Below are 26,462 nucleotides of genomic sequence, written 5' to 3' on the forward strand. Positions count from 1 at the left end.
AGCCCTGGTCTCAGACTCCCCTTCCCAGGGACAGAAAAGCATTGAGATACCCCAAGATTACCATTATCTTTGCAAGATAGGCCCAGCCCTGACTTCCTGTATAGCGGCTGGCGCTGCGCCAGATTCCCACGGAAATGAACACCATGTAGACGAGCCGGAACAAAAAGACAGCCACAAATCCCCAGATTGATATGTTCAGCGTAAGGACCAAGAGCATTATCATCGTAAACAGGATATTGGCACCGAAACCGTATCCCCAGAAGGTGAGGGCAAGGCCCTCTTCGCCTCTCCAGATTCTCCCAATCAAACTCATTCTCCATCTCCCCGCAAATTGTACATCCGGATAATTCCGAATCTTCCCGTAGGGGAATTATCACAAAAAAAAGGCCGCGACAACAATCGCGACCTTTGAGGTCTGATTTTTTGCAGAATCGTGCGGCTTACGGCCTGCGGCGGCTCCGCATGTAGGCCGCCACGCCGAACAGGCCGAAGATCCAGCCGATGCCGCCGAAGATATCGGTCATGGACGGGCCGGAATCGTGCAGCTCGGCAAGCATGCGCTTGATGGGCTCCACCTCGCGCCTGACGATGGCGTCCACCTGGGCGGCGGTCAGCCCGCCCGTTGCGGGCGCGGCAGTGGCCGCGGACTGAGCCGGGCCGACGGAATCGGTTGCCGCCTCGGCCGGGTTCTCCTCCACGACCATATCGGAGGCGGGCCGGGGAGCGTCGGCGAACTCGGCGTAGGCCACTGTCCATTCGGCCTGATGGCCCTGCCCGGCCTTGAGCAGCAGACGCAGGTCCATCTTCTTTTCCCGGGCCGCCTCGGGGATGACAAAGGCGAACTTGCCGTCGGTGTCGGTCTTGCCGCTCAGCAGCTTCTTCCCGGTGGCGGCGTCGTAGACTTCCACCTCGCCGTCGTGGACCCGTTTGGTCCGGCTGTAGCCGCTGTCGGTGACGATCCGGTCGCCGTCGACATAGGCGAAGATGTTCACCTTGTGGGCCTCGGACACGATGGCCATGCACAGGGTCGCCGCCAGGGCCAGACAGACGGCGATGATCAGACGATTCATGACAACTCCTCGGGTTGGTCGGGTGAAAAATTGCGGGCCGGTTCAGCAGCCCAGGACCTCGGGCTTGACCTTGGACAGGAACGAATAGGCGAAACCGGTGATGACGCCCTCGACGGCCATGATCGGCAGGTGGGCGATGAACAGCACCTGGGCCGCCTCCACGAACTCGTCCCCGGACAGGGCCAGGGCCGCAGCGGTCAGGGTGGCGCTGAGCAGCATGGCCAGGAACCCGCAGGCGAAGGCCCCGGCGAACCGGCTGCCCGCGCCCCGCCGGAGCATGGGCCGGAACAGGTAATGACAGAGCACGGCGGGCGCGGCCATGTCGAAACAGTTGACCCCGAGCACGGTCAGGCCGCCGTATTGGAAGAGCACGGCCTGGAGGGCCAGCCCCACGAGAATGGCCGGAAAGGCCGCCCAGCCCAGGATCACGCCGAGCAGGCCGCCCAGGATGAGGTGGGCGCTGGACGGGCCGATGGGCACGTGGATCAGCGAGGCGATGAAAAAGGTGGCGGCCAGGATGGCCACGGACATGATCCGGTCATAGTCGATCTTTTTCAGGCCGATGGCCGTTCCGGCCACGGCGAGAACCGCCCCGCCCGCCAGGACAGGCCAGGATAGAACCCCTTCCGAAATGTGCATAGGACCCGCTCTTGGTCATAGCCAGCCAAGCAACCACCCGGATTTCGGGAAGATTTCGCCAGCGTGTTAACAATCGAAAATTTGTATACACCTGCGGGATGGTTTTTACAAGCGGTGTTTGGGCCGTGGCGGCGAGCGGCGTATTGCCTTCCCCTGCCCTTTCCGGCACTGTTGGGGCGCACCGCAAGCCAAGGGAGCCTCCATGTCGGTCATCATTCGAAAAAGCCTGCTCGAACTCATCTTTTCCGGCGCGTTCATGAAGCGCTGGAACGACAAGCTGCGGCCCATGGAGCTGGTGGAGGTGGACAAGCAGGGGCACAAGCTGATCGTCGCCTGGCTGCTCTTCCTGCTCAACTCCCGGGACATGGACGTGGCCCGCAAGCGGGCGCTGGGCGAATCGATCATCGAGGGCGGCATCTTCGACTACCTCTACCGCCTGGTCATCACGGACATCAAGCCGCCGGTCTTCTACCGCATCAAGGAGAATGCCGAGGACTACGCCACCCTGACCAACTGGGTGCTCAAGGAGCTGACCCCGCGCATCATGCCGCTGGGCGCGGACTTCATGCGGCGCATGAACGAGTACCTGATGCACCCCGAGGACAAGGGCCTGGCCCGGCGCATCCTGCACGCCGCCCACCTGTACGCCAGCTACTCGGAGTTCAAGCTGCTCAAGTCCATCAACCGCATGGACCACGAGCTGACCGAGATAGAACAGAGCTTCATCGACCGGCTGGAGGCCATGCGCGACCTGAACGGCGTGTCCGAGCTGCTCGACGAGGACGGCTCGGTGCTCGGAGGGTTCGCGCGCATGTGCGGGCGGCTGCGCTTCCAGAAGCGCTGGTCCCAGACCCCGCGCGTGCCCGAGACCTCGGTGCTCGGCCACATGTTCATCGTGGCCGCCTATTCCTGGTTCTTCTCCATGGAGGTGGGCGCGTGCCGGGCCCGCAGCCAGAACAACTTCTTCTCCGGCCTGTTCCACGACCTGCCCGAGCTGCTGACCCGGGACATCATCTCCCCGGTCAAGGGCGCGTCGCGCGACATCAGCGAGCTGATCCACGAGTACGAGATCCTGGAGCTGCACCGGGTGGTCCTCAACCCGCTCAAACAGGGCGGGTACACGGACATCACCGAACGGCTGGAGTATTTCCTGGGCCTGGAGGTGGGCAGCGAGTTCAAGGCCACCGTGGTCCTGGACGGCGTGGTCACCGAGGCCCCGGAGGCCGATCTGGCCGGGAAGTACAACCACGACACCCTGGACCCCAAGGACGGCCCCCTGCTCAAGGTCTCGGACTCCATCGCGGCCTATATCGAGGCCCACACCGCGCTCAAGAACGGCATTTCCTCGGACCAGCTGCACCACGCCCTGTACCGCATCCAGCAGACCTACAAGGAGCGCCCGGTCGTGGCCGGGGTCCAGGTCAGCGCCCTGCTGGCGGATTTCGACTAGGGCCGCTCCCGGCCTAGAAGGCGACACCGCCGGCGACGAAACGGCGGCAGTAATCCATGCCCACGTCGCCGAGCCCCATGGACTTGGCGTTTTCCCGGCGGCTGCGCAGGGCCATGTCCTGCATGTAGTCCGGCATTTCCGAAAGCAGGCCCAGGCAGTGGGCCAGGGTCTCCCCCCTGGACGGGCCGCCGCTCAGGTGGCTTTCCATGTTGTCCTCCACGTGCCGCGAATGGAGCAGCAACGCATGGGTGGTGCACGGCAGGTACTCCGCCACGTCCTCCTCCTGATAGCGCAGGCTGCACCGTTCCAGGGCCCGCATGGTTCCCTGGGACATGGGGTGCATGAAGCTCCAGGGGGTCAGGCGGCGGCTCAGCTGCGGCGGCAGCATCCGGGTATTGAGCCCGCGCTCACTGGCGGCCCCGGCCCAGGTCTCGGGATATATCTGGAAGATCAGGGGCCAGACCAGGCTGTAGGGGAACTCCCAGAAATCGTGGGAATAGCCGATCCGGCTGTGGTTGAAGAAGATGCCGTCGGGCGAAAGCTTGGCGAAGATGTCGTCCGCGCTCCGTTTCTGGTCACGGGCGTAGGCCAGGGCGTTGACGCTGACCAGGAGGTCGATGGCTCCTTCGCCGAAATCCAACGGTTCGGAAATATCGTGTTTGAGGAAGGTCAGGTTCGGCTCGTCAAAGGAGGCACGGGCCACCTCCAGGGCCGAGTCCGACAGTTCGAGCCCGAAGACCCGCGCCTCGGGATGGAGCCGGGCCAGTTCGGCGGTGGTGTAGCCCAGGCCGCTGCCGAGGTCGACGATGACCCGGGGCGGCCGGGGCAGGTGCGGCACGGCCAGGCGCTCGATCAGACGCGCGTAGCTGCCGGTGTTGTTGGCCGTTTTCCGGCCCCACGACTCAGGTGGGACGCCGGACAGGACATCCTTGTTCTTAACCCAGCTGTTCTCGTTGTAGTTGACCGTATTGCGCGGGATGGTCACGTGGAACTCACCCTCGCGCGGCTGCTGCGGGACGGCCCCGGACAACTCCCGGAACGGAATCAGTTCGGCCTCCTCGCCCGTGGCCCTGGCGTGCTCGGCCAGGGCCGAGACAAAGCCCGCCTTATCCCCCCCGAGATACAGCCAGTCCACCTCCTCCAGGCGGTGCATGGGCTGGCGGAACTCCCCGCGCAGCACCGAAATGACGAAGGGGAAGGCGAACGGGGTCCGAACGTAGGCGTCCACCCCCTCGAAGGTAAGGAACATGCAGCGCAGGCCACAGAGATCGAGCACGGGCCGGGGCCTGGCCTTATGATTGGGGATGCCGGCTTCCAGGATGGCGGGGAGCAGGTCAACATACTCATCCATCGGGATGTAGACTCTGGTAATCATGATTCACCACGTGCGCAAAGGTTACTCGAGGTTCAGCGTGAGCGTGCAAAATTTTCCCACCAGAAGGGATTTCCGCAAAATGCTAATTGTGTGCCAAACAGGCCGGGCCCGGAGTGGGCTTCAGAAGGCTACTCGGTCTCTGGCCGCAACGCCCCGGCGTCGGTCACGAGCTTCACCCTGGTGACGACGCGTTCCGGGACCGGCTTGCCCTTCAGGGCGTCGCAGGCGGTGCTCACCCCGAGGTAGCCCATGCGGTAGGGTTGCTGGATCATGAAGGCGTCGATGAGCTTGTCCCGCAGGGCCTCGCGGACTTCCGGGGTCTCGTCGAAGACCAGGACCCGCACCCTGCGCCCCAGGTTCAGCTCGCGCAACGCCTGGATGCAGCCGATGGATATCTTTTCCGACGAGGCGAAGACCGCCCTGACGTCCGGGTGCTCCTGGAGCAGGGTCAGGGTGCGATGGTAGGCGTTGCCGATGCTCACGCCGACGAACCCGGCGTCGATCAGCTTCATGCCCGGTGCCCGGGCCGCCAGGGTTTCGGCAAAGCCCCGTTCGCGGTCCAGGGTGGACCCGTTGTCGTCCGCGTGACGCAGGAGCAGCGCGGCCCCGTTGCCGTGGGTGAGCCCGAGCAGGTACTCCGCGGCCTCGCGCCCGGCGGCCTCGTTGTCCGTGGCGATGTAGCTGGTCAGCTCCACCCCTTCCATGGACGAGTCGATGCCCAGCACCAGGGTGCCCCGTTGCCGGGCCTCGTTCAGGGCGTCCGCCAGCAGCGTGGTGTGGGTAGGCGCGATGACGATGGCGTCGGGCCTATCCTGCATGGCCTCGGCGAGGATGGCCTGCTGCGCCTTGACCTCCTCCTGGAGCAGTGCCCCCCGGAAGACGACCTCCGCGCCGCACTCCCTGCCCGCGTCCAGTGCGCCCTGCTTGACCGCCTGCCAGTAGCGGGTCGATTCGGCCTTGGGAACGACCAGTATCCTGAACTCCCCGGCCAGGGCGGCCAGGGGCAGGGAAAGCCAGAAGGCGCAACACAACAACAGCTTCAGCAGGGGCAATCCCCCGGCGTGGACGCCGCTTCCGGCGCGGGATTGTCTCGGGCTATCCATCATACAAGAGAACTGTCACCTTTTGGCCGCTTGGGCCATTATATTCGCTCTCCCGCCGCCCTCCAGACAGAAGACCTTTTCCCGTCCTATTTCAATTCCAGCAGGGCCACCGTCTCGATGTGGTGGGTGTGCGGGAACATGTCCACGGCGCGGGCGCGCTTGAGCTCGTACCTCTCCGAAAGCCGCTTCACGTCGCGGGCCAGAGTGGCGGGATCGCAGGACACGGCGATGATCTTCGGGGGGGCCAGTTCGAGGATGGCCCGGGCCGTATTCTCGTGCATGCCCGCCCGCGGCGGGTCGATGACCAGCACGTCGTTCTCGGGCAAGGCCTTGAGGTTGGCGTCGGTATCCAGGGTGCCCACCGCGAACTCGCAGTTGTCCAGGCCGTTGAGCTTGGCGCTGGACCACGCCTTGGCCACGGCCTCCTCGCTGATCTCGAAGCCGATGACCCGCGCCGCCTTGTCCGCCAGGAAGATGCCGATGGCCCCGATGCCGCAGTAGAGGTCGAGCACGGTCTCGGTCCCGGTGAACCCGCCGAACTCGCGGACCGTGCCGAACAGCTCGCCCGCTCCCGCCGTGTTGGTCTGGAAAAAGGCGTTGGGCCCGATATGGTAGCGCGCTTGGCGGCCGTCGTGCTCGACCATTTCCTCCACCGCGCGGGCGCCCAGGCGGAAGACCGTCTTCTCGCCCGAGGCGGCCAGGGAGCGGCGGGCGCGCGAGGAATGGACGAACGAGGTCAGGTCCGGGAAACGGTCCACCAGGGCCTTGCCCAGTTCTTCGGCCCGGGCGTAGTGGCGCGTCTCCTCGCCGGTGATCACATGGACCATGATTTCGTTGAGGGAGGTGTGGCGGACGACCAGGTGCCGCCAGAAGCCGCTGTTCTCCGAGGGATCGAAGGCGGGCAGCCCCGAGGCACGGGCGAACTCGCGGGCCGCGCGCAGGATTTCCACGTCCCGCCGGGCGCAAAGGTGGCACTCCTCGATGTCCAGGACCGGGGCCAGCCCCTTTTCCCCGGCCGGGAGGTTGGCGCGCAGCCCCAGATGCAGGCCGTCGGCCCGCTGCTCGAAGACGAACTCCATCTTGTTGCGGTAGTTCCAGACCACGGGCGACGGCGCGGGCGCGTCCATGGCGAACCCTTCCACCCCGCCGATGCGCCTTAGGGCGTTCTCCACCTGGGCCGCCTTCTGGGCCACCTGCTCGCCGTATTCCAGATCCTGCGCGGCGCAGCCGCCGCACTGCCCGAAGTGGGGACACTTAGGCTTCACGCGGCGGTCCGAAGGGGTGACCACTGATTCGAGCGCGGCCTCGGCGAACCGCTTCTTGGCCTTGACCACGCGGGCCGTGACCGTGTCGCCGGGCAATCCGCCCGCCACGAACACGGCCATGCCGTCCACGTGGGCCACGCCCCGGCCGCCAAAAGCCAGGGACTCGATGGAACATTCTATGACTTCGTCTTTCTGCAAGGGCATGGAGCGCCTCCTGTGTTTCCGTTCGTCCCATACTGTGGCACGCCGGAACACCGTATACAATGATTGGTCGCGGAAAGCGGGTTTGACATGGTTTCGCCCCCCTGTCTATGTTTTACCCATGCTCGACAAGGCCACCGCCCTGCCCGCCCTGCTGCGCAAACTCGAAAAGCTGCCCCAAGGCCATGCCCTGGACCTGCGCACGTACAAGCGCAACCGCTCGGTGCTCATCCGGCGCACGGGCACGGACGCCTTTGCCGTGACCGAGGACGGATTCCACCAGGAGGACTTCAGCGTCCCTCTCTCCGGCCTGAAAAAACTGCTCAGGACCCTGCTGAAAAGGGAATTCCCCCGTTCGACGAAAATCCGGGTCTACGACCTGGGCGCGGCCGACGGCCAGGACCTGCCCGCCGGGCGCAAGGTCATATGATCGACCTTGGCGCGGCCCTGCCCACGGCCCTCTCCCGGCTGGACAAGCTGCCCGACGGCGCGGTGCTGGAGCTTTTGACCTTCAAGCGCGACCGGGGCGTGGCCGTGCGCAAGGTCGGCGCGGGTTTCGAGGTCCGCGAGTTCGGCTACCGGGACGAGACGGCCACCGAGGACCGGCCCGGGCTCAAGAAACGGCTCAAGACCATTCTCAAACGGGAGTTCCCCCGGTCCAACAAGGTCCATCTCCGGGAACGCCGGACGGAAGGACGCTAGCCCCTGGCTGGCGGGTAATACTCGCGCAGGGTCATGGAGAAGTGGCCCACCGCCACCTTGGACCTGACCTTGACCGGGATGCGCCGCTCGTCGGCGGAGAACCAGACGTACAGCTCGGCCTTTTTGGACTTCTTGAACACGCCGGACAGGTGTTTGATGTCCAGGCGCACGCGATAGGCCTCCACGTCGCCGATGCCGGTCTCCACGGTCTCCCTGTCCTCCACGAACGCCTTGCCCACCACCGAGACCTTGCCGTCCGATACGTTGGCGTCGAACTCCATGCCTTTGTACAGAGCCTCCTTGCGGAAGGCGAACAGGATGGACATGGGGTCAAAGACGTTTTCCGGCTGGTCGAGGGTGTGCTGCAGCTTGCCCCGGGCATAGCGGTACGACTGGTTGGCCTGCTTGTCGAAGACGAGCTCCACCTTCTTGTGATAGGACCCTTCGTTCTGGTCCTTTTTGTAGCGCAGGGCGTAATTCACATCCATGTCGGTCCAGGCCTCCATGGTGTCCCGGACCTTGTAGAAGTTGTCCACCCAGCCCTGGGTCCTGGCCTTGGCGAGGAAATAGCGCGCGGGCCGGCCGTCCATCTCCGTGTCGTCCATGCAAGTCAGCTCGGCCCGGCCCGCGTGGATCACGGTCCAGTAGATGTCGTAGTAGAGCCTTTCGCCCGGCCCGAAGGGCGGGGCCGGGTCCTCGGCCGACCGGGCCGGGACGGCCAGGAACAGCAGCAAAACGGCGGTCAGGAAAATCTTACGCATACTTCATATTCGTCATGAACCGCGCCCGAGTCAAGGAGACCCCCGTAACCACGCCGTTGTCATGGACAAATATCCCCACACGCGTTACGAGGATGAGAGGAGAGGCCCTGACTCAAGCTTGTTATCGGAGGAATGCCCCTATGATGCTCAGAAAACGCGCCTGGGACATGATGCGCGACGAATACCCGACCGTACAGGAAGACGCCAGCCTGGCCGAGGCCATCCGCGTCATGCGCGAGGCCATGGTCGAGGCCCCGGACTCGCAGGTGGTGGTGGTCCAGACCAAGGGCGGCAAGCTCAAGGGGACCATCAACCTCTGGCAGCTCTTCAAGGCGGTCAAGCAATCCGTGCTCAAGGACGAGAACCTGACCCTGGACGGCGAGGTCGACTGGGACCAGCAGTTCGCCAACGCCTGCCTGATCTGCACCCAGCTGCGGCTCGACGAATACATCATCCCCAACCCGCCGCTGCTCAAGCCCAACGATCCCATCCTGGTGGTCCTGGACGTGTTCCTCAAGTCCCGCCGCGACTGGGCCCTGGTGGTCGAGGCCGACAAGGTCATGGGCGTGGTCTACGTGACCGACGTGTACCGCGACATGACCCGCGACATGGTCCAGATCTTCAAGAAGTAGTTTCCGCGATCCACTGAGACGAAAAGGCCCGCTCCGGTTGGAGCGGGCCTTTTTTGCGGAATGGGAAAAGCCGTGGTGCCCGGCTACTTCATCTTCAGGTCGATGAGCAGGAGCATCTGCAACGCCTTGGTGATCTCCGGATCGTAGCGCGGGTCCTGGGCCAGGGCATTGGCCGCCTGGACCGGGCCCATGGGTTCGGCGTACGGCCGTTTGGTGATCATGGCGCAAAAGGAGTCGGCCACGGCGGTCAGCCTGCCCGGGAACTCCTGCTTGACCGACTTGAGTGGATAGCCCGAGCCGTTCATGCGCTCGTGGTGCTCGGTCACGCACTGGTCCATCTCGGCGTAGCGCAGGCCGAGCTTGCCGAGCATCTCGAAGCCCACCTTGGTGTGGGCGTTGACCTTGCCGCGCTCGTCGCCGGTCAGCGGCTTGTCCTTGGTGCGGATGAAGACGGGCACCTTGGCCATGCCCAGATCGTGCAGGAAGAGCCCGGCCAGGACCCGGTCGAAGTTTGCCCGCTTGACCCCTTCGGCGAACCCCTTCTCCTTGATCTTGCCCCACAGGGCCAGGCCGAGGAAGCCGGTGTTCATGGAGTGGTTCTCCAGGGTATGCTCCCGGTGCAGCCTCCGGACCAGGGCGCGGGCGCGGCGGATGTCCGCGTAGAGGTATTCGGACAGGACCATGAGGTCCACCCAGAGCTTGTCGAAGACCGCCTTGACCGGCTGCTCGAAGAACTCGGCCAGCCTGCGGGTCAGGGCCTGGGTGAAGATGTCCGCGATCTCCTTTTCCTTGAGGTTCCCGTCCACCAGGACCAGGTCGAGCTGGTAGCTGATGTGCTTGACGTAGACCGGATGGTCCTCGCGGGAGACGAAGACCAGCCCCTCGTTGGTCAGCCCGGCCAGTTCCTCCACCTGGTCGTTGGACAGCCTGCCGCCGACCTTGTAGTACGGCACCACCCGGGCGACGTCCTCCTTGAAGGTGAATATGTTCAGGGGGGGCCTGTATTTGTTGAAGCTGCCCAGGATGTCCTCGCTGACTTGGTAATACTCTTCGTTGAGTCCGTCGGGAATGTCGTGCTTCTGGTCGGCTCGCATCGCTGGGCTAATCCTCTTCCTTGATCAGTTTCTCGTACAGTTTGACCACGTTGGTCTGGGTGGTGGACTTGCCCTGCTCGGGCTGGCCGGCCGTGATGATGACGATGTCCCCTTCCACGAAATCGGGGCACTGCCGGACAAAGACCTCGGCGCGTTCCTGATGGTCGTGGATGACGTCCAGGGGGATGGCGGGAATGACCCCCCAGGACAGATTGGTGAAATGCCTGACGATGGGGTCGGACGACAGGGCGTAGACCGACTGGCCGGGCCTGCACGACGAGAGCAGCCTGGAGGTCGCTCCGGAGGTGGAGTGGCAGACGATGGCCCGGGCCTTGGTCTTGCGCGCCAGCATGGCCGCGGCGTAGGCCAGGAAGGTCGAGGGATTGTCCCTGGCCCCGCCCCGGTCCAGCTCCTCGGGCCCGGACTCGAACATGAAGGCCTCGATCTGGTAGGCGATCTTGCGCATGAACCGGACGGTTTCGCCCGGATAGTTGCCGATGGCCGTCTCCTCGGAAAGCATGACGCAGTCCGCGCCGTCCAGGATGGCGTTGGCCACGTCCGTGGTTTCGGCCCGGGTGGCCATGGGTGAGTTGACCATGGAAAGCAGCATCTGGGTGGCCACGATGACCGGCTTGCCCGCCTGGTTGCACTGCTTGATGATGCGCTTCTGGGCCACGGGCAGCTCGGCCAGGTCCAGTTCCAGGCCGAGATCGCCGCGCGCGACCATGATGCCGTCGGCCTCCTGAAGAATCTGATCCAGGCAGTCCAGGGCCGCGGTGCGCTCGAGCTTGGCGATGATGGGCAGCCCTCTGCCGTGCTTGAGCATCTCCTTGCGCAAGTGGCGAATGTCCTCGGGCTTCTGGACGAAGCTCATGGCCACCACGTCCACGCCCAGTTCCATGCCGATGGCCAGGTCCGCCTTGTCCTTGTCGGTCAGCGGGGCCAGCGGGGTCTTGGTGCCGGGGAAGGTGATGCCCTTGCGCGGCGGGCACATGCCCGAGTTGGCGGCCTTGAGGCGGATGAGGTTCTCGCCCTCGATCTTGACCACGTTGAAGCGGATCATGCCATCGGACAGGGCCACGGGGTCGCCGACCTTCACGCCCTGGAACATCTCCGGGATGTTCAGGCAGATGAACGGCTCGGTCACGCCCTCGGCCTTGTCCGGGGTGCCGAGCAGGACCTCGGTCCCCTTGGTCACCTCGATGGCCCCCAGCCCCACGTCGCAGGTCCGGATCTTGGGCCCGGACAGGTCCTGGAGCACGGTCAGGGTCAGGCCGGTCTCCTGTTCCAGTCGGCGGATGATCTCGACCATCTTGGCGAAGAACTCCTTGCCACCGTGGGAGAAGTTGAGCCGGAAGATCTTGGCCCCGGACTCGACCAGCTCCTTGACCGCCTCGTAGGACTCGGTGCCCGGGCCGAGGGTGGCGATGATCTTGATGTGCCTGTCCATGACAGCCTCCCCGCCCCGGTCCGCGCCCCGCGGGCGCCCCGACCGGGGCTCGTCTTGTGTTTTGATTTTACAGAACAATTGCCACGGGCATTCGTTCAAGAATGGTGCAAGTCTAGGCGCGGCCCGACAAAAAATCAATGATACTCGGTGAATTTTGGCCGCCATTTCCGGGTGAACGGTTGACTTTCCCTTGATTTTCGCGCAGAGGTGGGAAGAAGTGGAATTTAGTGTAGAGACAGTGTAAAGATGTGGAGCAAGAGGGAGCTCCGGGGAAAACGATGAAATTCAGAGGTCACGCACACAGAAGCCTGGACGACAAGGGACGGCTGATCCTGCCGCCCGAGTTCCGGGACGCGATCCGGGAGGAACTGCCGGACGGTGTCATCGTGCTGACCATCTTCGACAAGCATGTCGTGGGCATCACCCCGGACCAGTGGAACAAGCTCGAACGCGAACTGGAGTCCATCAAGTCGCCCAGCCGCGAGCTGCAGAACACCATTCGGCTGCTGAATCTGGGGTACACCGAGACCCCGGTGGGCAAGCAGGGGCGCATCGCCATTCCCGCGCACCTGCGAAAGTCCGGCAAGCTGGACAAGGAAGTGGTGGTCATCGGCGCGGGCAGGCGGCTGGAGATCTGGTCCGCGGAGGCCTTCGAGGAACTGCTCGACCAGGACTACGACGTGTCCTCGGAGCTGGCGGAAAACAACGTCTCCCTGCCCTTCTAGATGAAGCCGGGAGAGGTCGATCCCGCCTCGCTGCACACCACGGTTCTTTTACATGAAGTGGTTCGGTGGCTGAATCCCCGCCCCGGAGGCCGTTACATGGACGGCACCCTGGGCATGGGCGGCCACAGCCTGGCGCTTCTGGAAGCGGCGGGCGAGGGGGCCGAGCTCGTTGGGCTCGACCGGGACCGGGAGGCGTTGGCGCTCGCAACCAGGCGGCTTGAGCCGTTCAAGGACCGCGTGCACCTCTTTCACCTGCCCTTTTCCCGGTTTGAGGAAGCGCTCGACGAGATCGGCTGGGAGCAGATCGACGGCGCGGTCCTGGACCTCGGCGTCTCCTCCCTCCAGCTGGACGAGGCTGATAGAGGATTCAGCTTCATCCACGACGGACCCTTGGACATGCGCATGGACCCGGACGTCGGCCCCCCGGCCGAGGTGCTGGTCAATACGCTGAAACACGGGGAGTTGGCGCGCATCATCCGGGTCTACGGGGAAGACCCCCTGGCCGGGAAGATCGCGTCCGCAATAGTGAGGGAACGGGAAAAGGGAGCGATCACGAGGACGCTCCAGCTGGCCGAGATAGTGCGGCTGGCCTACCCGCCGAAGATGCGGCATACGGCCCGCAACCACCCGGCGACCCGGACCTTCCAGGGACTGCGCATAGCGGTCAACAGGGAAACTGAGGAACTTGAACATTACCTTGCAACCATAGTCGGACGCCTGAAACCGGGCGCGAGGCTGGCCATAATCTCGTTTCACTCCCTGGAGGACAGGGCCGTGAAGCACGCATTTCGGGATGCCGCCAAAGGGTGCAAATGCCCCCCGCATCAACTCCACTGCACCTGCGGCGGCGTGCCCGAGATAAAAGTGCTGACCAGGAAACCGGAGGCCGCCTCGGATGCCGAGAGGGATGCGAACCCCCGCGCCAGGAGCGCCAAGCTCCGGGTCGCGGAAAGGCTCGGCCCCGACGGAGAAGAAGCATGAGCAAGACCGACAAAACGCTCCTCTGGATGGTGCTGGGCCTCTTGGGCATGGCGCTGTTCCTCGGTTTGGGAGCGGTCTGGTTGAACATCGAGCGCATGGATCTGGCATACGACCTGCGCAAGATGGAGCAGAGCCTGGGCCGGAAAGAGGATCTGGCCGCGAAACTGACGGTTGAGAGGAACAACCTGGTTTCGCCCTACAGGCTGAAAAAGCTCGCGGGCCAACTCGGCCTGGGAGTGGCGGCGCCGGGCCAGATACGGCGCATAGCCTCGCAATAGCGACGCGTTTACGCCATACAACGCGCCGCCATAGTGGGAAACAGGGAATACGATGGCACAGGACAATACAAGGCGCACGGATCACAGCGGGATCAAGATGGGGTTCGTCACGGCCCTCTTCGCGATCGCCCTCGGTGCTCTGTGGGTGCGTACCGGCTGGGTGCAGCTCTACGAGGGCGACGCCCTGGCCGACCAGGCATCCAGGCAGAGTCTCGCCGCCGAATACGAATACGGCGAGCGGGGCCGCATCTTCGACCGCAACGGTGAGATGCTGGCCACTTCCGTGGAAGCCCAGTCCGTGTTCGCCCGTCCCCACGAGATCGAGAACGTGGACGTGGCCGCCGACACCCTGTCCCGCGACCTCAAGCTCTCCCGCCGCGAAGTCTACCGCAAGCTCAAGTCCCGCAAGAAATTCATCTGGATAAAACGGCAGGTCTCGGACCGCGAGGCGGCCGCCCTGAACCGGGCCGACCTCAAGGGCATCCGGCTGACCACCGAATACTCGCGCATCTACCCCAACGGCCACCTGGCCGGGCAGCTGCTCGGCTTCACCGACATCGACGGCCGGGGCCGCGAGGGCGTCGAGCGCGTCTTCGACAAGCTGCTCGCCCCGAGCAAGGCCGAGTTCGAGGTCCAGCGCGACGCCACGGGCCGCCACCTCTACCTGGACGCCCACGGCCGGGAGATGGACGTCAACGGCAAGGACGTGCGCCTGACCATCGACACCCACATCCAGCACGCCGCCGAGCAGGCCCTGGCCAACTCAATCGCCAAGTACGAGGCCCGGGCGGGCATCGTCATGGTGGTGGACGTCAAGTCCGGCGACATCCTGGCCATGGCCAGCGAGCCGTTCTTCAACCCGAACACGGTGCGCTCGTCCAAGCCGTCCCAGCGCCGCCTGCGCCCCCTGACCGACATCTACGAGCCCGGCTCGACCATGAAGCCGTTCCTGATCGCCGCCGCCATTCAGGAAGGAACCATCACCCCGGACACCCTGATCGACTGCGAGAACGGCCGCTGGAAAGTGGCCCGCCGGGTCATCCGGGACACCCATCCCTCCAAGTGGCTCCCGGTCCACAAGGTTCTGCGCTACTCCTCGAACATCGGCATGGCCAAGATCGGCATGAACCTGGGCGCGGGCGTGTACCACGACTATTTGACCAAACTCGGTTTCGGTGAGAAGACCCACCTCGGCCTGCCCGGCGAGTCCGCGGGCATCCTCCGGGCGCCGGGCTCCTGGACCTCCGTGGACCTGGCCTGCATCAGCTTCGGCCAGTCCATCGGCGCGACCGCCGTGCAGCTGGCCCACGCCTTCCTCTGCCTGGCCAACCAGGGGGCCACCCGCGACCTGAATCTCATCCTCTCCCCCAGGGCCGAGCGCAAAAACGCCTCCATCCAGGTCTTCACCCCCGAGACCGCGGCCACGGTCCTGAAGATGATGGAGGAGGTCGTCCAGGAGGACGGCACGGGCCGCAGCGCGCGCATCGAGGGCATCACCATGGCGGGCAAGACCGGCACCGCCCAGAAGGCCTCCAAGGAAGGGGGCTACGGCGACCAGTACCTGTCCTCCTTCGTGGCCCTGGTCCCGGCCCGGGAGCCGGAGCTGCTGGTCATCACCATGATCGACGAACCGCAGAAGGCCAACTACGGCTCCATGGTCGCGGCCCCGGTCTGCCGCGAGGTGACCGTGCGCACCCTGGCCTACCACGGCCAGTTGTCCGAGACCCTGCACGCCACGGTGGAGGACAACCCCACCGTGGACGAGCTGGCCGACGAGCCGCTCGACCGGGCAGTGCCCGCGCCCGTGGCCCGCATCGACGACGGCAGGGTGCCGAACATCGAGGGCATGTCCGTGCGCCGGGCGCTGGAAACACTGGTCCGGATGGGGATTGTCCCGGTGCTCAAAGGGAAGGGAATGACGGTCAAGCGCCAGGAGCCCCGGGCGGGGCAGCCCTGGCCCGAAAACCGCAGCAAGGAGGGGGCGGATGATGTTTTTGTTCTCTGGCTCTCATAGCGAAAAGGAAAAGGTACGGGGCGTCATGGATTTCGAGACCCTGTTGGAAAAGGCGGGAAAAGGGCTGGTCGTGCGCACGGATTCGCGCAAGATACAGGACGGCGAATGCTTCGTGGCCATGCCCGGCACGGCCGTGCGCGGCATCGACTACATCCCGGGCGCCATGGACAACGGCGCGCGCTACATCGTGGCCCCGGAGGCGGCCCGCGACCTGGTCGCCCCGGTGGTCGAGAAGCGGGCCGTGGCCGTGTACGTGCCCAACCCGGCCATAGCCCTGGGCGAACTGGCCCGGGCCCACTTCCAGGTCATGGACCGCGACCTCAAGCTGGTGGCCGTGACCGGGACCAACGGCAAGACGACCACCTCCTACATCATCGAGCACCTGCTGGCCAAAAGCGGGCTCAAGGTGGGCGTGCTCGGCACGGTCAACTACCGCTGGCCCGGCTTCATGATGGACGCCCCCCTGACCACTCCGGACTGCTGGATGATCCACGAACTGCTCTTCAACATGAAGAAGGCGGACGTGGACGTGGCCGTCATGGAGGTCTCCTCCCACGCGCTGGACCAGTACCGCGTGGCCGGGCTGGACTTCGACGCCGCCGTGTTCACCAACCTGACCCAGGACCACCTGGACTACCACGGCGACATGGAGACCTATTTCCGGGCCAAGGCCAAGCTCTTCGCCGAATACCCGCGCAGGAACAAGGCCGGGGTGATCAATTTCAACGACCCGTACGGGCGCCGCCTGCTCAGGGATTGCGAGGGCGGCATCGGCTACGGCATCGGCGACACCGCCCTGGTGCGCCAGGAGGTCGGCGACCGGCCTTTGGTCCAGGGGCGCATCCTGTCCATGACCGGCCAGGGCATGGAGATCGAGACCGCCTTCAAGGGCAAGACCTGGGTGGTCCAGTCCCCGCTGGTCGGTTCGTTCAACGCCATGAACCTGCTGGCCGCCCAGGCCGTCGGGCTGCAGCTCGGCCTGAACTGCCGCGACATGCGCAGGCTGTCCACCTTCCCGGGCGTGCCCGGGCGGCTGGAGCGGGTCATGAACGACAAGGGGCTGGACATCTTCGTGGACTACGCCCACACCCCGGACGCCCTGGAGAACGTGCAGGGCACCCTCAAGGAACTGGATTTCAAGCGGCTGATCACCGTGTTCGGCTGCGGCGGCGACCGCGACCGGGCCAAGCGCCCGCTCATGGCCGCGTCCGCCGCGCGCTTCGCCGACGTGGCGGTCCTGACCTCGGACAACCCGCGCACCGAGGACCCGGCCGCGATCATGGACGACGCCCGCCCCGGACTGGCCGGGGCCAAGCGCGTCATGGAGAACCCGGACCGGGCCGAGGCCATCAGGATGGCCGTGGCCGAGATGGAGCCGGGCGACGCCCTGCTCATCGCGGGCAAGGGGCATGAGGACTACCAGATCATCGGCACCACCAAGCGCCACTTTTCGGACAGGGAAGCCGCGCTCAAAGCCATCGAGGAAGTGTATTCGTGAACCTGACCCTGGCTGAAGTCGCACGCTGCCTCGGCACCCTGGCCGACGAAGGGTTCGAGAAGACCGTGGTCACCGAGGTGAAGACGGACTCCCGCACCGTGGAGCCCGGCGACCTTTTCTTCTGCATCGCGGGCGAGAATTTCGACGGCCACGAATTCGCACGGCAGGCCGCCGCGAGCGGGGCCTGCGCCGTGGTCGCCTCGCGCATGATCGGCGAGGTGGACGCGCCGATCATCATGGTCCGCGACACCAAGGTCGCCCTGGGCAGGCTGGCCGCCTGCTGGCGCGACACCTGCGGGGCCAGGCTCGTGGCCGTGACCGGCACGGCGGGCAAGACCTCGGTCAAGGAGATGCTCCACGCCGTGGCTTCCCAGCGCTTCGCGACGGCCAAGAACTACCGCAATTTCAACAACCAGATCGGGCTGCCCCTGTCCATGCTCAAGGCCTCGGCCGACCAGGAGCTGTGGATCATGGAGCTGGGCATCTCGCGGCGGGGCGACATGGAGGAGCTGGCTCCGGTGGCCAGTCCGGACCTGGCGGTCATCACCAACGTGGGCCCCGGCCACCTGGAGGGACTCGGCGACGAGGCGGGCGTGGCGAGCGCCAAGACCGCCCTGCTGCGCTACCTGCGTCAGAACGGCCAAGCCGTGATCTGCCGGGACTATCCCCTGCTCTGGAACGCGGCCCTGGAACTGGTGGACGCGCCCGTGGGCTTCTCGGGCCGCGACGGCGCCGACACCGACTTTTCCGCCGTGTTCCTCGGGTCCACGCCCGACGGGCAGGGCCGTTTCCGGCTGAGAACGCCGGACGGCGACGGCGAGATAACCGCCCCGTTCCGCGGGGCCCACTATGCCGAGAACCTGGCCTGCGTGGCCGCGGCGGCCCACTGCCTGGGGCTGTCCCGCGACGACGTGGTCAAAGGGGTGCAAACCATGGCCACGGACCCGCAGCGCTTCTGCTGCAAGATAGGCAAGGGCGTCACGGTCATCGACGACACCTACAACGCCAACCCCCTGTCCATGGCCCAGTCCGTGCGCACCGCGCGGGAGATGGCCGGGGAGAGCCCCCTTGTCCTGGTCCTCGGCGACATGCGCGAGCTGGGCAAGGAGGCCATGGCGCTCCACGAGGAGCTCGGCCGGGTCCTGCGCGAGGTCGCGCCGGCCATGGTCTTCTACAAGGGCGAGCACTTCCTGGACGTGGAGCGCGGCTTTGGCGGGTACATGCGCGAGGCCGGGAAACCCGAGGAATTTCTCGAGGCGTGGCGCGAGCTGTGCCTCACCGAGGGCGTGGTCCTGGTCAAGGGGTCCCGTTCCCTGAAGATGGAGCTTCTGGCCAACGTTCTGTGCCGGGAGCTGAACGCCCTGCCCCAAGGAGGCGGACTGTGATCTACAACCTGCTCGTCCCCCTGAGCACGGACGTGGGCGTCCTCAACGTCTTCCGGTACATCACCTTCCGTTCGGTCTGGGCCCTGCTGACCGCGCTGATCATCTCCATCCTGTTCGGCCCGGCCATGATCCGCTGGCTGACCCGGATCAAGTGCGGCCAGTACATCCGCGAGGACGGCCCCAAGCACCAGGCCAAGCAGGGCACCCCGACCATGGGCGGACTCATGATCCTGCTGTCCGTTTCCGTCTCCACCCTGCTGTGGGCCGACCTGACCAACATCTACGTCTGGCTGACCCTGCTGGCCTTCGGCGGGTTCAGCGCCATCGGCTTCGCGGACGACTACATCAAAGTGGTCAAGCGGCGGAACAAGGGACTGTCGGCCAAGGCCAAGTTCTCCCTGCAGTGCCTGGTGGCGGCCACGGCCATCGCCCTGCTCATCAGCGAACCGGCCTACTCCACCCGGCTGTCCGTGCCGTTCTTCAAGAATTTCAACCCGGACCTCGGCTGGTTCTATCTGCCTTTCGCCCTGGTCGTCATGGTCGGGGCGTCCAACGCGGTCAACCTGACCGACGGGCTGGACGGGCTGGCCATCGGGCCCATGGTCGTGGCCATGGCCTGCTTCGCCATCTTCATCTACGTGTCCGGACACGCGACCATGGCCGAATACCTCCAGGTCCAGAACATCCAGGGCATCGGCGAGGTCACGGTCTTCTGCGGGGCCATGGTCGGCGCCGGGCTCGGCTTTCTGTGGTTCAATGCCCACCCGGCCCAGGTCTTCATGGGCGACGTGGGCTCCTTGGGCCTGGGCGGCGCGCTCGGCTTCGTGGCCGTGCTGGCCAAGCAGGAGCTGCTGTTGGCCATCGTCGGCGGCGTGTTCGTCTTCGAAACCCTGTCGGTCATCCTGCAGGTCGGCTACTTCAAGCTCACCGGGGGCAAGCGCATCTTCAAGATGGCCCCCCTGCACCACCATTTCGAACTCAAGGGCATCCCGGAATCCAAGATCATCGTCCGCTTCTGGATCCTGTCCATACTCATGGCCCTGATGGCCCTGTCCACGCTGAAACTGAGGTAGAACCGTGAACCGCATCGTCCGCAACTTCATCAACGAGGCCATCCTCACCGGCAAACGGGCCGTGGTCGTCGGCACCGGCAGGTCCGGCCTGGCCGCCGCCCGGCTGCTCGACGTGCTCGGGGCCAAGGTGCGCGTGGTCGACCGCGACGAGACGGTCACCGGGGAGAAGCTCGGCGAGTTGGCGGGCAAGGTGGAACTTGTCACCGGTCCCCACGAGAAGGCGCACTTCGCGGACGCGGACATGGTCGTCTTTTCCCCGGGCGTGGCGGTGCGCAAGCTCGCCCCGGTGCTCGAGGGCATCCCGGCGCGCAACCTGGTGGCCGAGCTGGAGCTGGCCTCCTGGTTCATCGAGGCCCCGATCCTGGCCGTGACCGGGTCCAACGGCAAGACCACGACCACCACGCTGATCACGGAGATCCTGAAAAAGGCGGGCCGCCGGGTCTTCACCGGCGGAAACATCGGCGTTCCCCTGTGCGAATACCTCCTGGACATGGAGCCCGCCGAGATCCTCGTCCTCGAGGTCTCCAGCTTCCAGCTGCAGAACTGCCGCCTGTTCAAGCCGCACGTCGGCGTGTTCCTGAATTTCGCGGCCAACCACCTGGACTACCACCAGGACCTGGAAGAGTACCTGGACGCCAAGCTGCACCTGTTCAGCCGCATGACCCTGGACGACACCGCCCTGCTGCACGAATCCCTGCGCCCGCCGCTCAACGGCCGGACCTTCACCGGCGCGCGCATCGAGTGGTTCGGGCCGACCTCCCGGTTCGCGGCCCCGCACCTGCTGGGCGAACACAACCGCTCCAACGTGGAGGCCGCCTGGCAGGCCGTGAAGCGGTTCGGGGTAACCGAGGAACAGGCCGCCGAGGCCATCCGCGAATTCCGCCCCCTGCCCCACCGCATCGAGCCCGTGGCCGAGAAGAACGGCGTGCTCTACGTCAACGACTCCAAGGCCACTACCCTGGACGCCGCCGAGGCCGCGGTACACGCCTTCGACCGCCCGGTGCGCATTCTCATGGGCGGCGTGTGGAAGGGCGGCGACGTGGCCCGGTTCGCCGAGGGCATCGACGGCCACGTGGCCTCGGTCGGGCTGTTCGGCGGCTCGCGCGACATCCTGGAGCCGGAACTGGCCAGACATTTCTCCGTGACCTGGGACGAGACCCTGGAGGCGGCCGTCCGGCGGCAGGCGTCCCTGGCCGCGCCGGGCGACGTGATCCTGCTCTCCCCGGCCACGTCGAGCTTCGACCAGTACCGGAACATGGCCGAACGCGGCGCGGACTTCAAACGCGCGGTGGAGGGGCTCCATGGCTAGCTCCCTGAACGCCAAGACGGGCGGCGAAAAGGGCCGCATGGACTACTGGCTGCTGACCGCCACGTTGATGCTGGCCGGATTCGGCCTGATCATGGTCCTGTCCTCGTCGGGCATCATGGCCGAGCGCACCTACGGCGACACCTACTATTTCTTCAAGCGTCAGCTGATGTTCACGGGCGCGGGCCTCGCGGCCATGTTCTTTCTGACCCGGATTCCGCTCAAGGCCGTCTATTCCCTGACCTACGTATGGGTCGGCCTGGCCATCGTCCTGCTCGCCCTGTGCGCCAGCCCGCTCGGAGCCAGCATCAACGGGGCCAGCCGCTGGATACGCGTGGGCCCGGTCAACGTCCAGCCCCTGGAATACGCCAAGGTGGCCCTGGTCCTGTATCTGGCCTACTTCTTCGCCCGCAAGCAGGACCTGGTCCGGACCTTTTCCGTGGGCTTCCTGCCGCCGTTCTTCGTGACCGGCTTTCTGTGCGGCCTGCTCCTGCTCCAGCCGGACTTCGGCGGGGCCGTGGTCATGTGCGGCCTGCTCTTCTTCATGTGCCTGGTGGGCGGCACCCGGTTCAGCTACCTGTTCATCTCGCTGCTCTTCGCGGGCGGCGCGGGCTGGATGCTCATCTCGTCCTCGCCTTACCGCTTCAAACGCTGGACCGCCTTCCTCGACCCCTTCGCATCGGCCCAGAACGAGGGCTACCAGCTGGTCCAGTCCCTGTACGCCTTCGGCTCGGGCAAGATCTTCGGCACCGGCATCGGCGCGGGCCAGCGCAAGCTCTTCTTCCTGCCCGAGGCGCACAACGACTTCATCATGGCCGTGGTCGGCGAGGAGCTCGGCTTCGTGGGCATGTCCCTGTTCTTCCTCCTGGTCGGCCTGTTCCTGTACCGGGCCTTCCGCGTGGCCATGCGGTTGGAGGACCTCCAGGACCGGTTCACGGCCTTCGGCACCACCTGCATCCTGGCGCTGGGCATGGTCCTGAACCTGGCCGTGGTGCTGGGCACCGTGCCGCCCAAGGGCGTGGCCATGCCGTTCATCTCCTACGGCGGATCGTCGCTTACCGTGTCCTTCATCTGCGCGGGCATCCTGCTCAACCTCTCCCGGAGGGTGAAGGCATGAGCCTGAACCGCGTCGTACTGACCACCGGCGGCACCTGCGGCCACATCTTCCCGGCCCTGGCCGTGGCAACGGCCCTGCGCGAGTACAACAGGGGCGTGCGCATCCTGTTCATGGGCGGCCCCGGCGTGGAGGGCGAACTGGCCCGCAAGCACGGCCTGGAGTTTCTGGAGCTGCCCGCCAGCGGCGTCATGGGCAGGGGCGTCACCGGCGTCCTGTCCGGCCTGGGCTGGCTCGGCACGGGCATCCCCAAGGCCTTGTACGAAGTCTGGCGCTTCAAGCCCGAGGCGGTCATCGGCTTCGGCGGGTACGCGGGCTTCTGCCCGGTGCTGGCCGCGCGCATCCTCGGCATCCCCACGGCCGTGCACGAGCAGAACTCCGTGCCCGGCGTGACCAACAAGGTGCTCGGCAGGATGGTCAAACGGATTTTCCTGAGCTTCCCGGACGCCATGGGCGTGTTCCTCCCGGACAAGACCTTTTTGACCGGCAACCCGGTGCGGCCCGAGATATTCAAGGCGGGCGAGCGACGGCGCGGCCGGATTCCCGGCAAACGGCTGTTCGTCTTCGGCGGCAGCCAGGGAGCACGGCCCATCAACGACGCGGTCATCGAGGCCCTGCCCAGGCTCATGGAGGCCGGGGTGGAGATCGTCCACCAGGCGGGCAAAATCGACTTTTCGCGCGTGCGCGCAGCCTACAAGGCGGCGGGCGCGGACCCGGCCCAGGTGAGGGAATTCATCGACGACATGGACGCCGAATACGCGGCCTGCGACCTGGTGGTCTGCCGGTCCGGGGCGTCCACGGTCTTCGAAATCGCGGCGGCCGGGGCCCCGGCCGTGTTCGTGCCCTTCCCCCAGGCCACCCACGATCATCAGACAATGAACGCGCGCGCCATGTCGGACCTCGGCGCGGCCGTGCTGCTGCCCCAACGGGACCTGAGCGGCACGGTCCTGGCCGACCGCGTGCTCGAACTGCTCGCCGACCGCGAGCGGCTTGAATCAATGGAAACAGCGGCCAGGGGCATGGCCAGGCAATACGCGGCGCGGGACATCGTGGCCGGGTTGGCCGCCATGTCCGGGCAGGAGTTATAAAGTATGGCAGCACAGGGACCGTATCTCACCGTGGGCGGCGAAGCCTGCCCGGCCATGCGGGCCAGGGTGAACAATATCCACATGGTCGGCATCGGCGGCTCGGGCATGAACGGCATCGCCGAGGTGCTCATCAACATGGGCTTCAACATCACCGGCTCGGACCTGTCCGCGTCGGCCGCGGTGCGTAGGCTGGAAAAGCTCGGGGCCACGGTCTTCATCGGCCACGGGGCCGACAACGTGGGCGAGGCCGACGTGCTCATCAAGTCCACGGCCATCCCGGACAAAAACCCGGAACTGGTTGAGGCGAGAGAACGCGGCATCCCGATCATCCCGCGCGCCGAGATGCTGGCCGAGCTCATGCGTCTGCGCACGGGCATCGCCGTGGCCGGGACCCACGGCAAGACGACCACCACGTCGCTTTTGGCGACCATCTTCACCGAGGCGGGCCTGGACCCGACCGTGATCATCGGCGGCAAGCTGAACACCTACGGGGCCAATGCGCGGCTCGGAGAAGGCGACTACCTCATCGCCGAGGCCGACGAGTCGGACGGCTCGTTCCTGCGGCTCGCGCCGATCATCACCGTGGTCACGAACATCGACAAGGACCACATGGATTTCTACGACAACCAGGACGCCATCGACCTGTCGTTCATGCGCTTCATGAACTCCACCCCGTTCTACGGCATGAACGTGGTCTGCGGCGACGACGAGGGCGTGCAGCGGCTGCTCCCGCTGATCAAGCGGCCCTACCTGACCTACGGCCTGGGCAAGAACAACAAGCTGCGCGGCGAGATCGTCAGCTCCCACCTGCGCTCCCTGTTCAAGGTCTGGCTGGACGGCGAGGAGTGGGGCGAGGTCACCGTGGCCCAGCCCGGCACGCACAACGTGCTCAACGCCCTGGCCTGCATCGGCGTGGCCCTGGAGGTCGGCCTGGAAAAGGACGAGATCATCAAGGGGCTGGGCAATTTCGGCGGCGTGGGCCGGCGTTTCGAACGCAAGGGCGAGAAAAAGGGCGTCATCGTGGTCGACGACTACGGCCACCACCCGGCCGAGATCATGGCCAACCTGAAGACCGCCAAGGAGTGCTACCCGGACCGGCGTCTGGTGGTCGCCTTCCAGCCCCACCGCTTCTCGCGCACCCAGGCGTTGTTCGGCGAGTTCTGCAAGGCGTTCACCGACGCCGACGTCCTCCTGCTGACCGAGATCTATCCGGCTTCGGAATCGCCTATCCCGGGCGTGTCCGGCCTCTCCCTGGCCCAGGGCATCAAGCAGGTCTCCGAGACCAAGGTGCAGTTCTTCCCGGACTTCGAGTCCCTGGAAAAACGGCTCAAGGACACCCTCAGGCCCGGCGACCTGTTCATGACCCAGGGCGCGGGCTCCATCTGGAAGATCGGCGAGAACTGGCTCGAACAGGACGACGAATCGCAAAACGGCCCCGAAGACGGCAACGGAGACGAGGAGCTGTAGATGCCGCTTGAATTGACCGCCAATCCCCTGCTTCGCGAGCGCACCACCCTGCGCCTCGGCGGCCCCGCCGTGGTCGAGGCGGTCGTGCGCGAGGCGGCCGACCTGGACGAACTCTCGGCCTTCCTGACCAGAGAGACCCTGCCGCCGTTCGTCCTGGGCGCGGGCAGCAACCTGCTGGCCGGGGACGGTCCCCTGGAGCTGGCCCTGGTCCGCGTGGCCGACTGTCCCGGCCCGGAACGCGTGGAGCGCGACGGGGAGGCGATCATCGTCCGCTGCGGCGCGGGGCTCAGGCTGCCCGGCCTGCTCGGCTGGGCGCAGAGGGCGGGCTTCTCCGGCCTGGAGGGCATGACCGGCATCCCCGGCACCGTGGGCGGGGCCGTGGCCATGAACGCGGGCTCCTACGGCGTGGAGATCGGCGACCTGGTCACCCGGGTGCGCATCTGGTCCCCGACCGGCGGCCTCGCCTGGCTGGACCGCGGCCAGTGCGTCTTCGACTACCGCCATTTCACCCCGGCCGGGACGCCGGGCAAGTGCCTGATCTGGGAGGTGGAATTGTCCCTGCGGGAATCCGACCCCAAAGGGGTGCGCCGGGCCATGCGCGACGTCTACGAAAAAAAGAAGGCCAACCAGCCGGTCACGGCCCGGACGGCGGGCTGCGTGTTCAAGAACCCGCCGGCCGACAGCGCGGGCAGGCTGCTGGACAAGGCTGGCCTCAAGGGCGTGCGCCTGGGGCACATGGCCTTCTCGGACAAGCACGCGAATTTTCTCGTCAACCTGGGCGGCGGCAAGGCCGCCGACGCGCTCGAGCTCATGGACATGGGCCGGCGGCGGGTCCTGGAGCAATTCGGCATAACTCTCGAACCGGAGGTCATCGTACTGTGAGCACCCTGACCATGGGCAAACAGAGCCGCCTGAACATCGGCGGCAAGCGCACCGCCCGCGGCAACACCCGCAAGCGCAGAAAAACCGCCAATCCGCTGCTGGCCGCCGACAGGTCCACGCGCAGGCTGGCCGGTGCGGGCCGGTTCATGGTCCGCCTGGTCATGTTCAGCCTGGCCCTGTCCATCGTGGCCGTGCTCGGCGTGGGGCTGCTCTACGGATACCGCTACATCACCGCGCACCCCTATTTCGACCTCAAGGACATCCGCGTGGCCGGTAACGACCGGCTGAGCTACGAGACCATCCTCAAGACCGCCAAGGTGGACCTCGGCCTGAACTGCCTGGACATGAACGTGGGCGAGGTCAAGAACCGGCTGGACGCCAACCCGTGGATCGACTCCGTGACCGTGCGCCGCGAGCTGCCCAACCGGCTGCTGATCGACGTGCGCGAGAAGGTCCCGGCCTTCTGGGTGCGCCAGGGCGACGGATTGTATTTCGCGGACGCGCGCGGCCGGGTCATCGCGCCCATGCATCCTGGCGAGCAGGCTTCCCTGCCCATCCTGAGCGTGGCCGAGGACCTGCCCGACGGGCCCGAGGTACTGGCCGGCATCCTCAAGAAGATGGCCGACCAGCAGACCCCCTTCACCCAGTCCCAGACCGCCTGGATCAAGCTGACCAGCGCCCACGAGCTCGAAATCTACCTGGACGGCGCGGCGGGCGGCAAGGGGCTGACCGTGAAGCTGTCCATGGACCGCTGGGAGGTCCAGCTGGAACGGCTCAAGGTGGTCTGGCGCGACCTCATGCGGCGCAACGAATTCGACGCGGCCTCGATCATCGCGGCCAGCGGCGACAAGATATGGATACAGAAGCGCAACGACCCGGCAGCGGGTTAGCGCCCGACAATATCTCACA

The 26,462-nt window shown here is 65.8% G+C and carries 26 protein-coding genes; 17 read left to right on the forward strand and 9 right to left on the reverse strand.

All coding sequences use genetic code 11. The annotated features are described in order from the left end of the window. Positions 1 to 10: 10 nt before the first annotated feature. From BerOc1_RS05830 to cbiM, 3 genes are all read right to left on the reverse strand, one after another. A complete protein-coding gene (locus BerOc1_RS05830) occupies positions 11 to 313 on the reverse strand; it encodes a hypothetical protein (RefSeq protein ID WP_071544801.1) in 303 nt (100 codons plus the stop codon). Positions 314 to 440: 127 nt separating this feature from the next. Further along, positions 441 to 1,070 (reverse strand): NikL family nickel/cobalt ECF transporter subunit, encoded by a 630-nt coding sequence (locus BerOc1_RS05835; RefSeq protein ID WP_084641130.1) that lies wholly within the window; start codon positions 1,068 to 1,070, stop codon positions 441 to 443. A 42-nt stretch (positions 1,071 to 1,112) separates the two neighbouring features. Beyond that, positions 1,113 to 1,709, reverse strand: a complete 597-nt coding sequence (gene cbiM / locus BerOc1_RS05840) for a cobalt transporter CbiM (protein WP_071544802.1) — start codon at positions 1,707 to 1,709, stop codon at positions 1,113 to 1,115. A gap of 202 nt (positions 1,710 to 1,911) precedes the next feature. Between cbiM and BerOc1_RS05845 the strand changes: the two genes are divergently transcribed. After that, positions 1,912 to 3,159 (forward strand): HD domain-containing protein, encoded by a 1,248-nt coding sequence (locus BerOc1_RS05845; protein ID WP_071544803.1) that lies wholly within the window; start codon positions 1,912 to 1,914, stop codon positions 3,157 to 3,159. A 13-nt stretch (positions 3,160 to 3,172) separates the two neighbouring features. Here BerOc1_RS05845 and BerOc1_RS05850 read toward each other — a convergent pair whose 3' ends face one another. The 3 genes from BerOc1_RS05850 to rlmD all read right to left on the reverse strand — a co-directional run bounded on the left by BerOc1_RS05850 (position 3,173) and on the right by rlmD (position 7,106). Further along, positions 3,173 to 4,534, reverse strand: coding sequence for a class I SAM-dependent methyltransferase (locus tag BerOc1_RS05850; RefSeq protein WP_084641132.1), 1,362 nt, complete (start codon positions 4,532 to 4,534; stop codon positions 3,173 to 3,175). A 128-nt stretch (positions 4,535 to 4,662) separates the two neighbouring features. After that, positions 4,663 to 5,640: an ABC transporter substrate-binding protein gene (locus BerOc1_RS05855; protein ID WP_084641134.1), complete on the reverse strand. Its 978-nt coding sequence runs from the start codon at positions 5,638 to 5,640 to the stop codon at positions 4,663 to 4,665. 83 nt (positions 5,641 to 5,723) lie between these two features. Next, the gene (gene rlmD, locus BerOc1_RS05860) at positions 5,724 to 7,106 is read right to left on the reverse strand and encodes a 23S rRNA (uracil(1939)-C(5))-methyltransferase RlmD (RefSeq protein ID WP_071544806.1); all 1,383 of its coding nucleotides are present in this window, start codon (positions 7,104 to 7,106) and stop codon (positions 5,724 to 5,726) included. Between the two features lie 118 nt (positions 7,107 to 7,224). Between rlmD and BerOc1_RS05865 the strand changes: the two genes are divergently transcribed. Both BerOc1_RS05865 and BerOc1_RS05870 read left to right on the forward strand, forming a co-directional pair. Then, positions 7,225 to 7,533: a hypothetical protein gene (locus BerOc1_RS05865; protein WP_071544807.1), complete on the forward strand. Its 309-nt coding sequence runs from the start codon at positions 7,225 to 7,227 to the stop codon at positions 7,531 to 7,533. Next, positions 7,530 to 7,805, forward strand: coding sequence for a hypothetical protein (locus BerOc1_RS05870; protein ID WP_071544808.1), 276 nt, complete (start codon positions 7,530 to 7,532; stop codon positions 7,803 to 7,805). Before BerOc1_RS05865 ends, BerOc1_RS05870 begins: the two co-directional genes overlap by 4 nt. Here the strand turns inward: BerOc1_RS05870 and BerOc1_RS05875 are convergent. After that, positions 7,802 to 8,566 carry a DUF3108 domain-containing protein gene (locus BerOc1_RS05875; RefSeq protein WP_071544809.1) on the reverse strand — a complete coding sequence of 255 codons (765 nt, stop codon included), beginning with the start codon at positions 8,564 to 8,566 and terminating at the stop codon, positions 7,802 to 7,804. The two genes, BerOc1_RS05870 and BerOc1_RS05875, sit on opposite strands and share 4 nt — an antisense overlap. Before the next feature lie 140 nt (positions 8,567 to 8,706). Here BerOc1_RS05875 and BerOc1_RS05880 point away from each other — a divergent pair, with 140 nt between their 5' ends. Next, positions 8,707 to 9,198: a CBS domain-containing protein gene (locus BerOc1_RS05880; RefSeq protein WP_071544810.1), complete on the forward strand. Its 492-nt coding sequence runs from the start codon at positions 8,707 to 8,709 to the stop codon at positions 9,196 to 9,198. Positions 9,199 to 9,281: 83 nt separating this feature from the next. Here BerOc1_RS05880 and BerOc1_RS05885 read toward each other — a convergent pair whose 3' ends face one another. Then, entirely contained in the window at positions 9,282 to 10,292 is a 1,011-nt protein-coding gene (locus tag BerOc1_RS05885; protein WP_071544811.1) for an HD-GYP domain-containing protein, read from the reverse strand. Positions 10,293 to 10,299: 7 nt separating this feature from the next. After that, on the reverse strand, positions 10,300 to 11,742 hold the full coding sequence (gene pyk, locus BerOc1_RS05890) for a pyruvate kinase (protein ID WP_071544812.1): 1,443 nt from the start codon (positions 11,740 to 11,742) through the stop codon (positions 10,300 to 10,302). A gap of 278 nt (positions 11,743 to 12,020) precedes the next feature. Between pyk and BerOc1_RS05895 the strand changes: the two genes are divergently transcribed. Genes BerOc1_RS05895 through BerOc1_RS05955 form a run of 13 tightly spaced genes read left to right on the forward strand, consistent with a single transcriptional unit; the run spans position 12,021 to position 26,443 of the window. Beyond that, positions 12,021 to 12,467 carry a division/cell wall cluster transcriptional repressor MraZ gene (locus tag BerOc1_RS05895; RefSeq protein ID WP_071544813.1) on the forward strand — a complete coding sequence of 149 codons (447 nt, stop codon included), beginning with the start codon at positions 12,021 to 12,023 and terminating at the stop codon, positions 12,465 to 12,467. Next, complete coding sequence (gene rsmH / locus BerOc1_RS05900) at positions 12,468 to 13,448, forward strand: 16S rRNA (cytosine(1402)-N(4))-methyltransferase RsmH (protein ID WP_071544814.1); 981 nt, start codon at positions 12,468 to 12,470, stop codon at positions 13,446 to 13,448. Next, positions 13,445 to 13,726, forward strand: coding sequence for a hypothetical protein (locus BerOc1_RS05905; RefSeq protein WP_014322273.1), 282 nt, complete (start codon positions 13,445 to 13,447; stop codon positions 13,724 to 13,726). Before rsmH ends, BerOc1_RS05905 begins: the two co-directional genes overlap by 4 nt. 52 nt (positions 13,727 to 13,778) lie before the next feature. Beyond that, entirely contained in the window at positions 13,779 to 15,740 is a 1,962-nt protein-coding gene (locus BerOc1_RS05910; RefSeq protein ID WP_071544815.1) for a penicillin-binding transpeptidase domain-containing protein, read from the forward strand. Further along, positions 15,715 to 17,238 carry a UDP-N-acetylmuramoyl-L-alanyl-D-glutamate--2,6-diaminopimelate ligase gene (locus BerOc1_RS05915; protein ID WP_071547020.1) on the forward strand — a complete coding sequence of 508 codons (1,524 nt, stop codon included), beginning with the start codon at positions 15,715 to 15,717 and terminating at the stop codon, positions 17,236 to 17,238. The genes BerOc1_RS05910 and BerOc1_RS05915 overlap by 26 nt, the downstream gene beginning before the upstream one ends. After that, positions 17,235 to 18,623 (forward strand): UDP-N-acetylmuramoyl-tripeptide--D-alanyl-D-alanine ligase, encoded by a 1,389-nt coding sequence (locus BerOc1_RS05920; RefSeq protein WP_071544816.1) that lies wholly within the window; start codon positions 17,235 to 17,237, stop codon positions 18,621 to 18,623. Before BerOc1_RS05915 ends, BerOc1_RS05920 begins: the two co-directional genes overlap by 4 nt. Then, positions 18,620 to 19,696: a phospho-N-acetylmuramoyl-pentapeptide-transferase gene (gene mraY / locus BerOc1_RS05925; protein WP_071544817.1), complete on the forward strand. Its 1,077-nt coding sequence runs from the start codon at positions 18,620 to 18,622 to the stop codon at positions 19,694 to 19,696. Before BerOc1_RS05920 ends, mraY begins: the two co-directional genes overlap by 4 nt. Before the next feature lie 4 nt (positions 19,697 to 19,700). Next, complete coding sequence (murD, locus tag BerOc1_RS05930; protein ID WP_071544818.1) at positions 19,701 to 21,005, forward strand: UDP-N-acetylmuramoyl-L-alanine--D-glutamate ligase; 1,305 nt, start codon at positions 19,701 to 19,703, stop codon at positions 21,003 to 21,005. Continuing rightward, positions 20,998 to 22,119, forward strand: coding sequence for a putative lipid II flippase FtsW (gene ftsW, locus BerOc1_RS05935; protein ID WP_071544819.1), 1,122 nt, complete (start codon positions 20,998 to 21,000; stop codon positions 22,117 to 22,119). The genes murD and ftsW overlap by 8 nt, the downstream gene beginning before the upstream one ends. Positions 22,120 to 22,121: 2 nt before the next feature. Then, on the forward strand, positions 22,122 to 23,204 hold the full coding sequence (murG, locus tag BerOc1_RS05940) for an undecaprenyldiphospho-muramoylpentapeptide beta-N-acetylglucosaminyltransferase (protein ID WP_071547021.1): 1,083 nt from the start codon (positions 22,122 to 22,124) through the stop codon (positions 23,202 to 23,204). A 54-nt stretch (positions 23,205 to 23,258) separates the two neighbouring features. Further along, positions 23,259 to 24,671 (forward strand): UDP-N-acetylmuramate--L-alanine ligase, encoded by a 1,413-nt coding sequence (gene murC, locus BerOc1_RS05945; protein ID WP_071547022.1) that lies wholly within the window; start codon positions 23,259 to 23,261, stop codon positions 24,669 to 24,671. Continuing rightward, complete coding sequence (gene murB, locus BerOc1_RS05950) at positions 24,672 to 25,553, forward strand: UDP-N-acetylmuramate dehydrogenase (protein WP_071544820.1); 882 nt, start codon at positions 24,672 to 24,674, stop codon at positions 25,551 to 25,553. It begins immediately after the preceding gene. Then, positions 25,550 to 26,443, forward strand: a complete 894-nt coding sequence (locus tag BerOc1_RS05955; RefSeq protein WP_071544821.1) for a cell division protein FtsQ/DivIB — start codon at positions 25,550 to 25,552, stop codon at positions 26,441 to 26,443. The genes murB and BerOc1_RS05955 overlap by 4 nt, the downstream gene beginning before the upstream one ends. Positions 26,444 to 26,462 lie beyond the last annotated feature (19 nt).

Origin of the sequence: Pseudodesulfovibrio hydrargyri (genome assembly GCF_001874525.1) — a bacterium.
Classification (GTDB): Bacteria; Desulfobacterota; Desulfovibrionia; order Desulfovibrionales; family Desulfovibrionaceae; genus Pseudodesulfovibrio; species Pseudodesulfovibrio hydrargyri.

Coding starts and splice junctions, on each gene's coding strand:
- BerOc1_RS05830 (WP_071544801.1), bottom strand. CDS start 313: ATGAGTTTGATTGGGAGAATCTGGAGAGGCGAAGAGGGCCTTGCCCTC.
- BerOc1_RS05835 (WP_084641130.1), bottom strand. CDS start 1,070: ATGAATCGTCTGATCATCGCCGTCTGTCTGGCCCTGGCGGCGACCCTG.
- cbiM (WP_071544802.1), bottom strand. CDS start 1,709: ATGCACATTTCGGAAGGGGTTCTATCCTGGCCTGTCCTGGCGGGCGGG.
- BerOc1_RS05845 (WP_071544803.1), top strand. CDS start 1,912: ATGTCGGTCATCATTCGAAAAAGCCTGCTCGAACTCATCTTTTCCGGC.
- BerOc1_RS05850 (WP_084641132.1), bottom strand. CDS start 4,534: ATGATTACCAGAGTCTACATCCCGATGGATGAGTATGTTGACCTGCTC.
- BerOc1_RS05855 (WP_084641134.1), bottom strand. CDS start 5,640: ATGATGGATAGCCCGAGACAATCCCGCGCCGGAAGCGGCGTCCACGCC.
- rlmD (WP_071544806.1), bottom strand. CDS start 7,106: ATGCCCTTGCAGAAAGACGAAGTCATAGAATGTTCCATCGAGTCCCTG.
- BerOc1_RS05865 (WP_071544807.1), top strand. CDS start 7,225: ATGCTCGACAAGGCCACCGCCCTGCCCGCCCTGCTGCGCAAACTCGAA.
- BerOc1_RS05870 (WP_071544808.1), top strand. CDS start 7,530: ATGATCGACCTTGGCGCGGCCCTGCCCACGGCCCTCTCCCGGCTGGAC.
- BerOc1_RS05875 (WP_071544809.1), bottom strand. CDS start 8,566: ATGCGTAAGATTTTCCTGACCGCCGTTTTGCTGCTGTTCCTGGCCGTC.
- BerOc1_RS05880 (WP_071544810.1), top strand. CDS start 8,707: ATGATGCTCAGAAAACGCGCCTGGGACATGATGCGCGACGAATACCCG.
- BerOc1_RS05885 (WP_071544811.1), bottom strand. CDS start 10,292: ATGCGAGCCGACCAGAAGCACGACATTCCCGACGGACTCAACGAAGAG.
- pyk (WP_071544812.1), bottom strand. CDS start 11,742: ATGGACAGGCACATCAAGATCATCGCCACCCTCGGCCCGGGCACCGAG.
- BerOc1_RS05895 (WP_071544813.1), top strand. CDS start 12,021: ATGAAATTCAGAGGTCACGCACACAGAAGCCTGGACGACAAGGGACGG.
- rsmH (WP_071544814.1), top strand. CDS start 12,468: ATGAAGCCGGGAGAGGTCGATCCCGCCTCGCTGCACACCACGGTTCTT.
- BerOc1_RS05905 (WP_014322273.1), top strand. CDS start 13,445: ATGAGCAAGACCGACAAAACGCTCCTCTGGATGGTGCTGGGCCTCTTG.
- BerOc1_RS05910 (WP_071544815.1), top strand. CDS start 13,779: ATGGCACAGGACAATACAAGGCGCACGGATCACAGCGGGATCAAGATG.
- BerOc1_RS05915 (WP_071547020.1), top strand. CDS start 15,715: ATGTTTTTGTTCTCTGGCTCTCATAGCGAAAAGGAAAAGGTACGGGGC.
- ftsW (WP_071544819.1), top strand. CDS start 20,998: ATGGCTAGCTCCCTGAACGCCAAGACGGGCGGCGAAAAGGGCCGCATG.
- murC (WP_071547022.1), top strand. CDS start 23,259: ATGCGGGCCAGGGTGAACAATATCCACATGGTCGGCATCGGCGGCTCG.
- murB (WP_071544820.1), top strand. CDS start 24,672: ATGCCGCTTGAATTGACCGCCAATCCCCTGCTTCGCGAGCGCACCACC.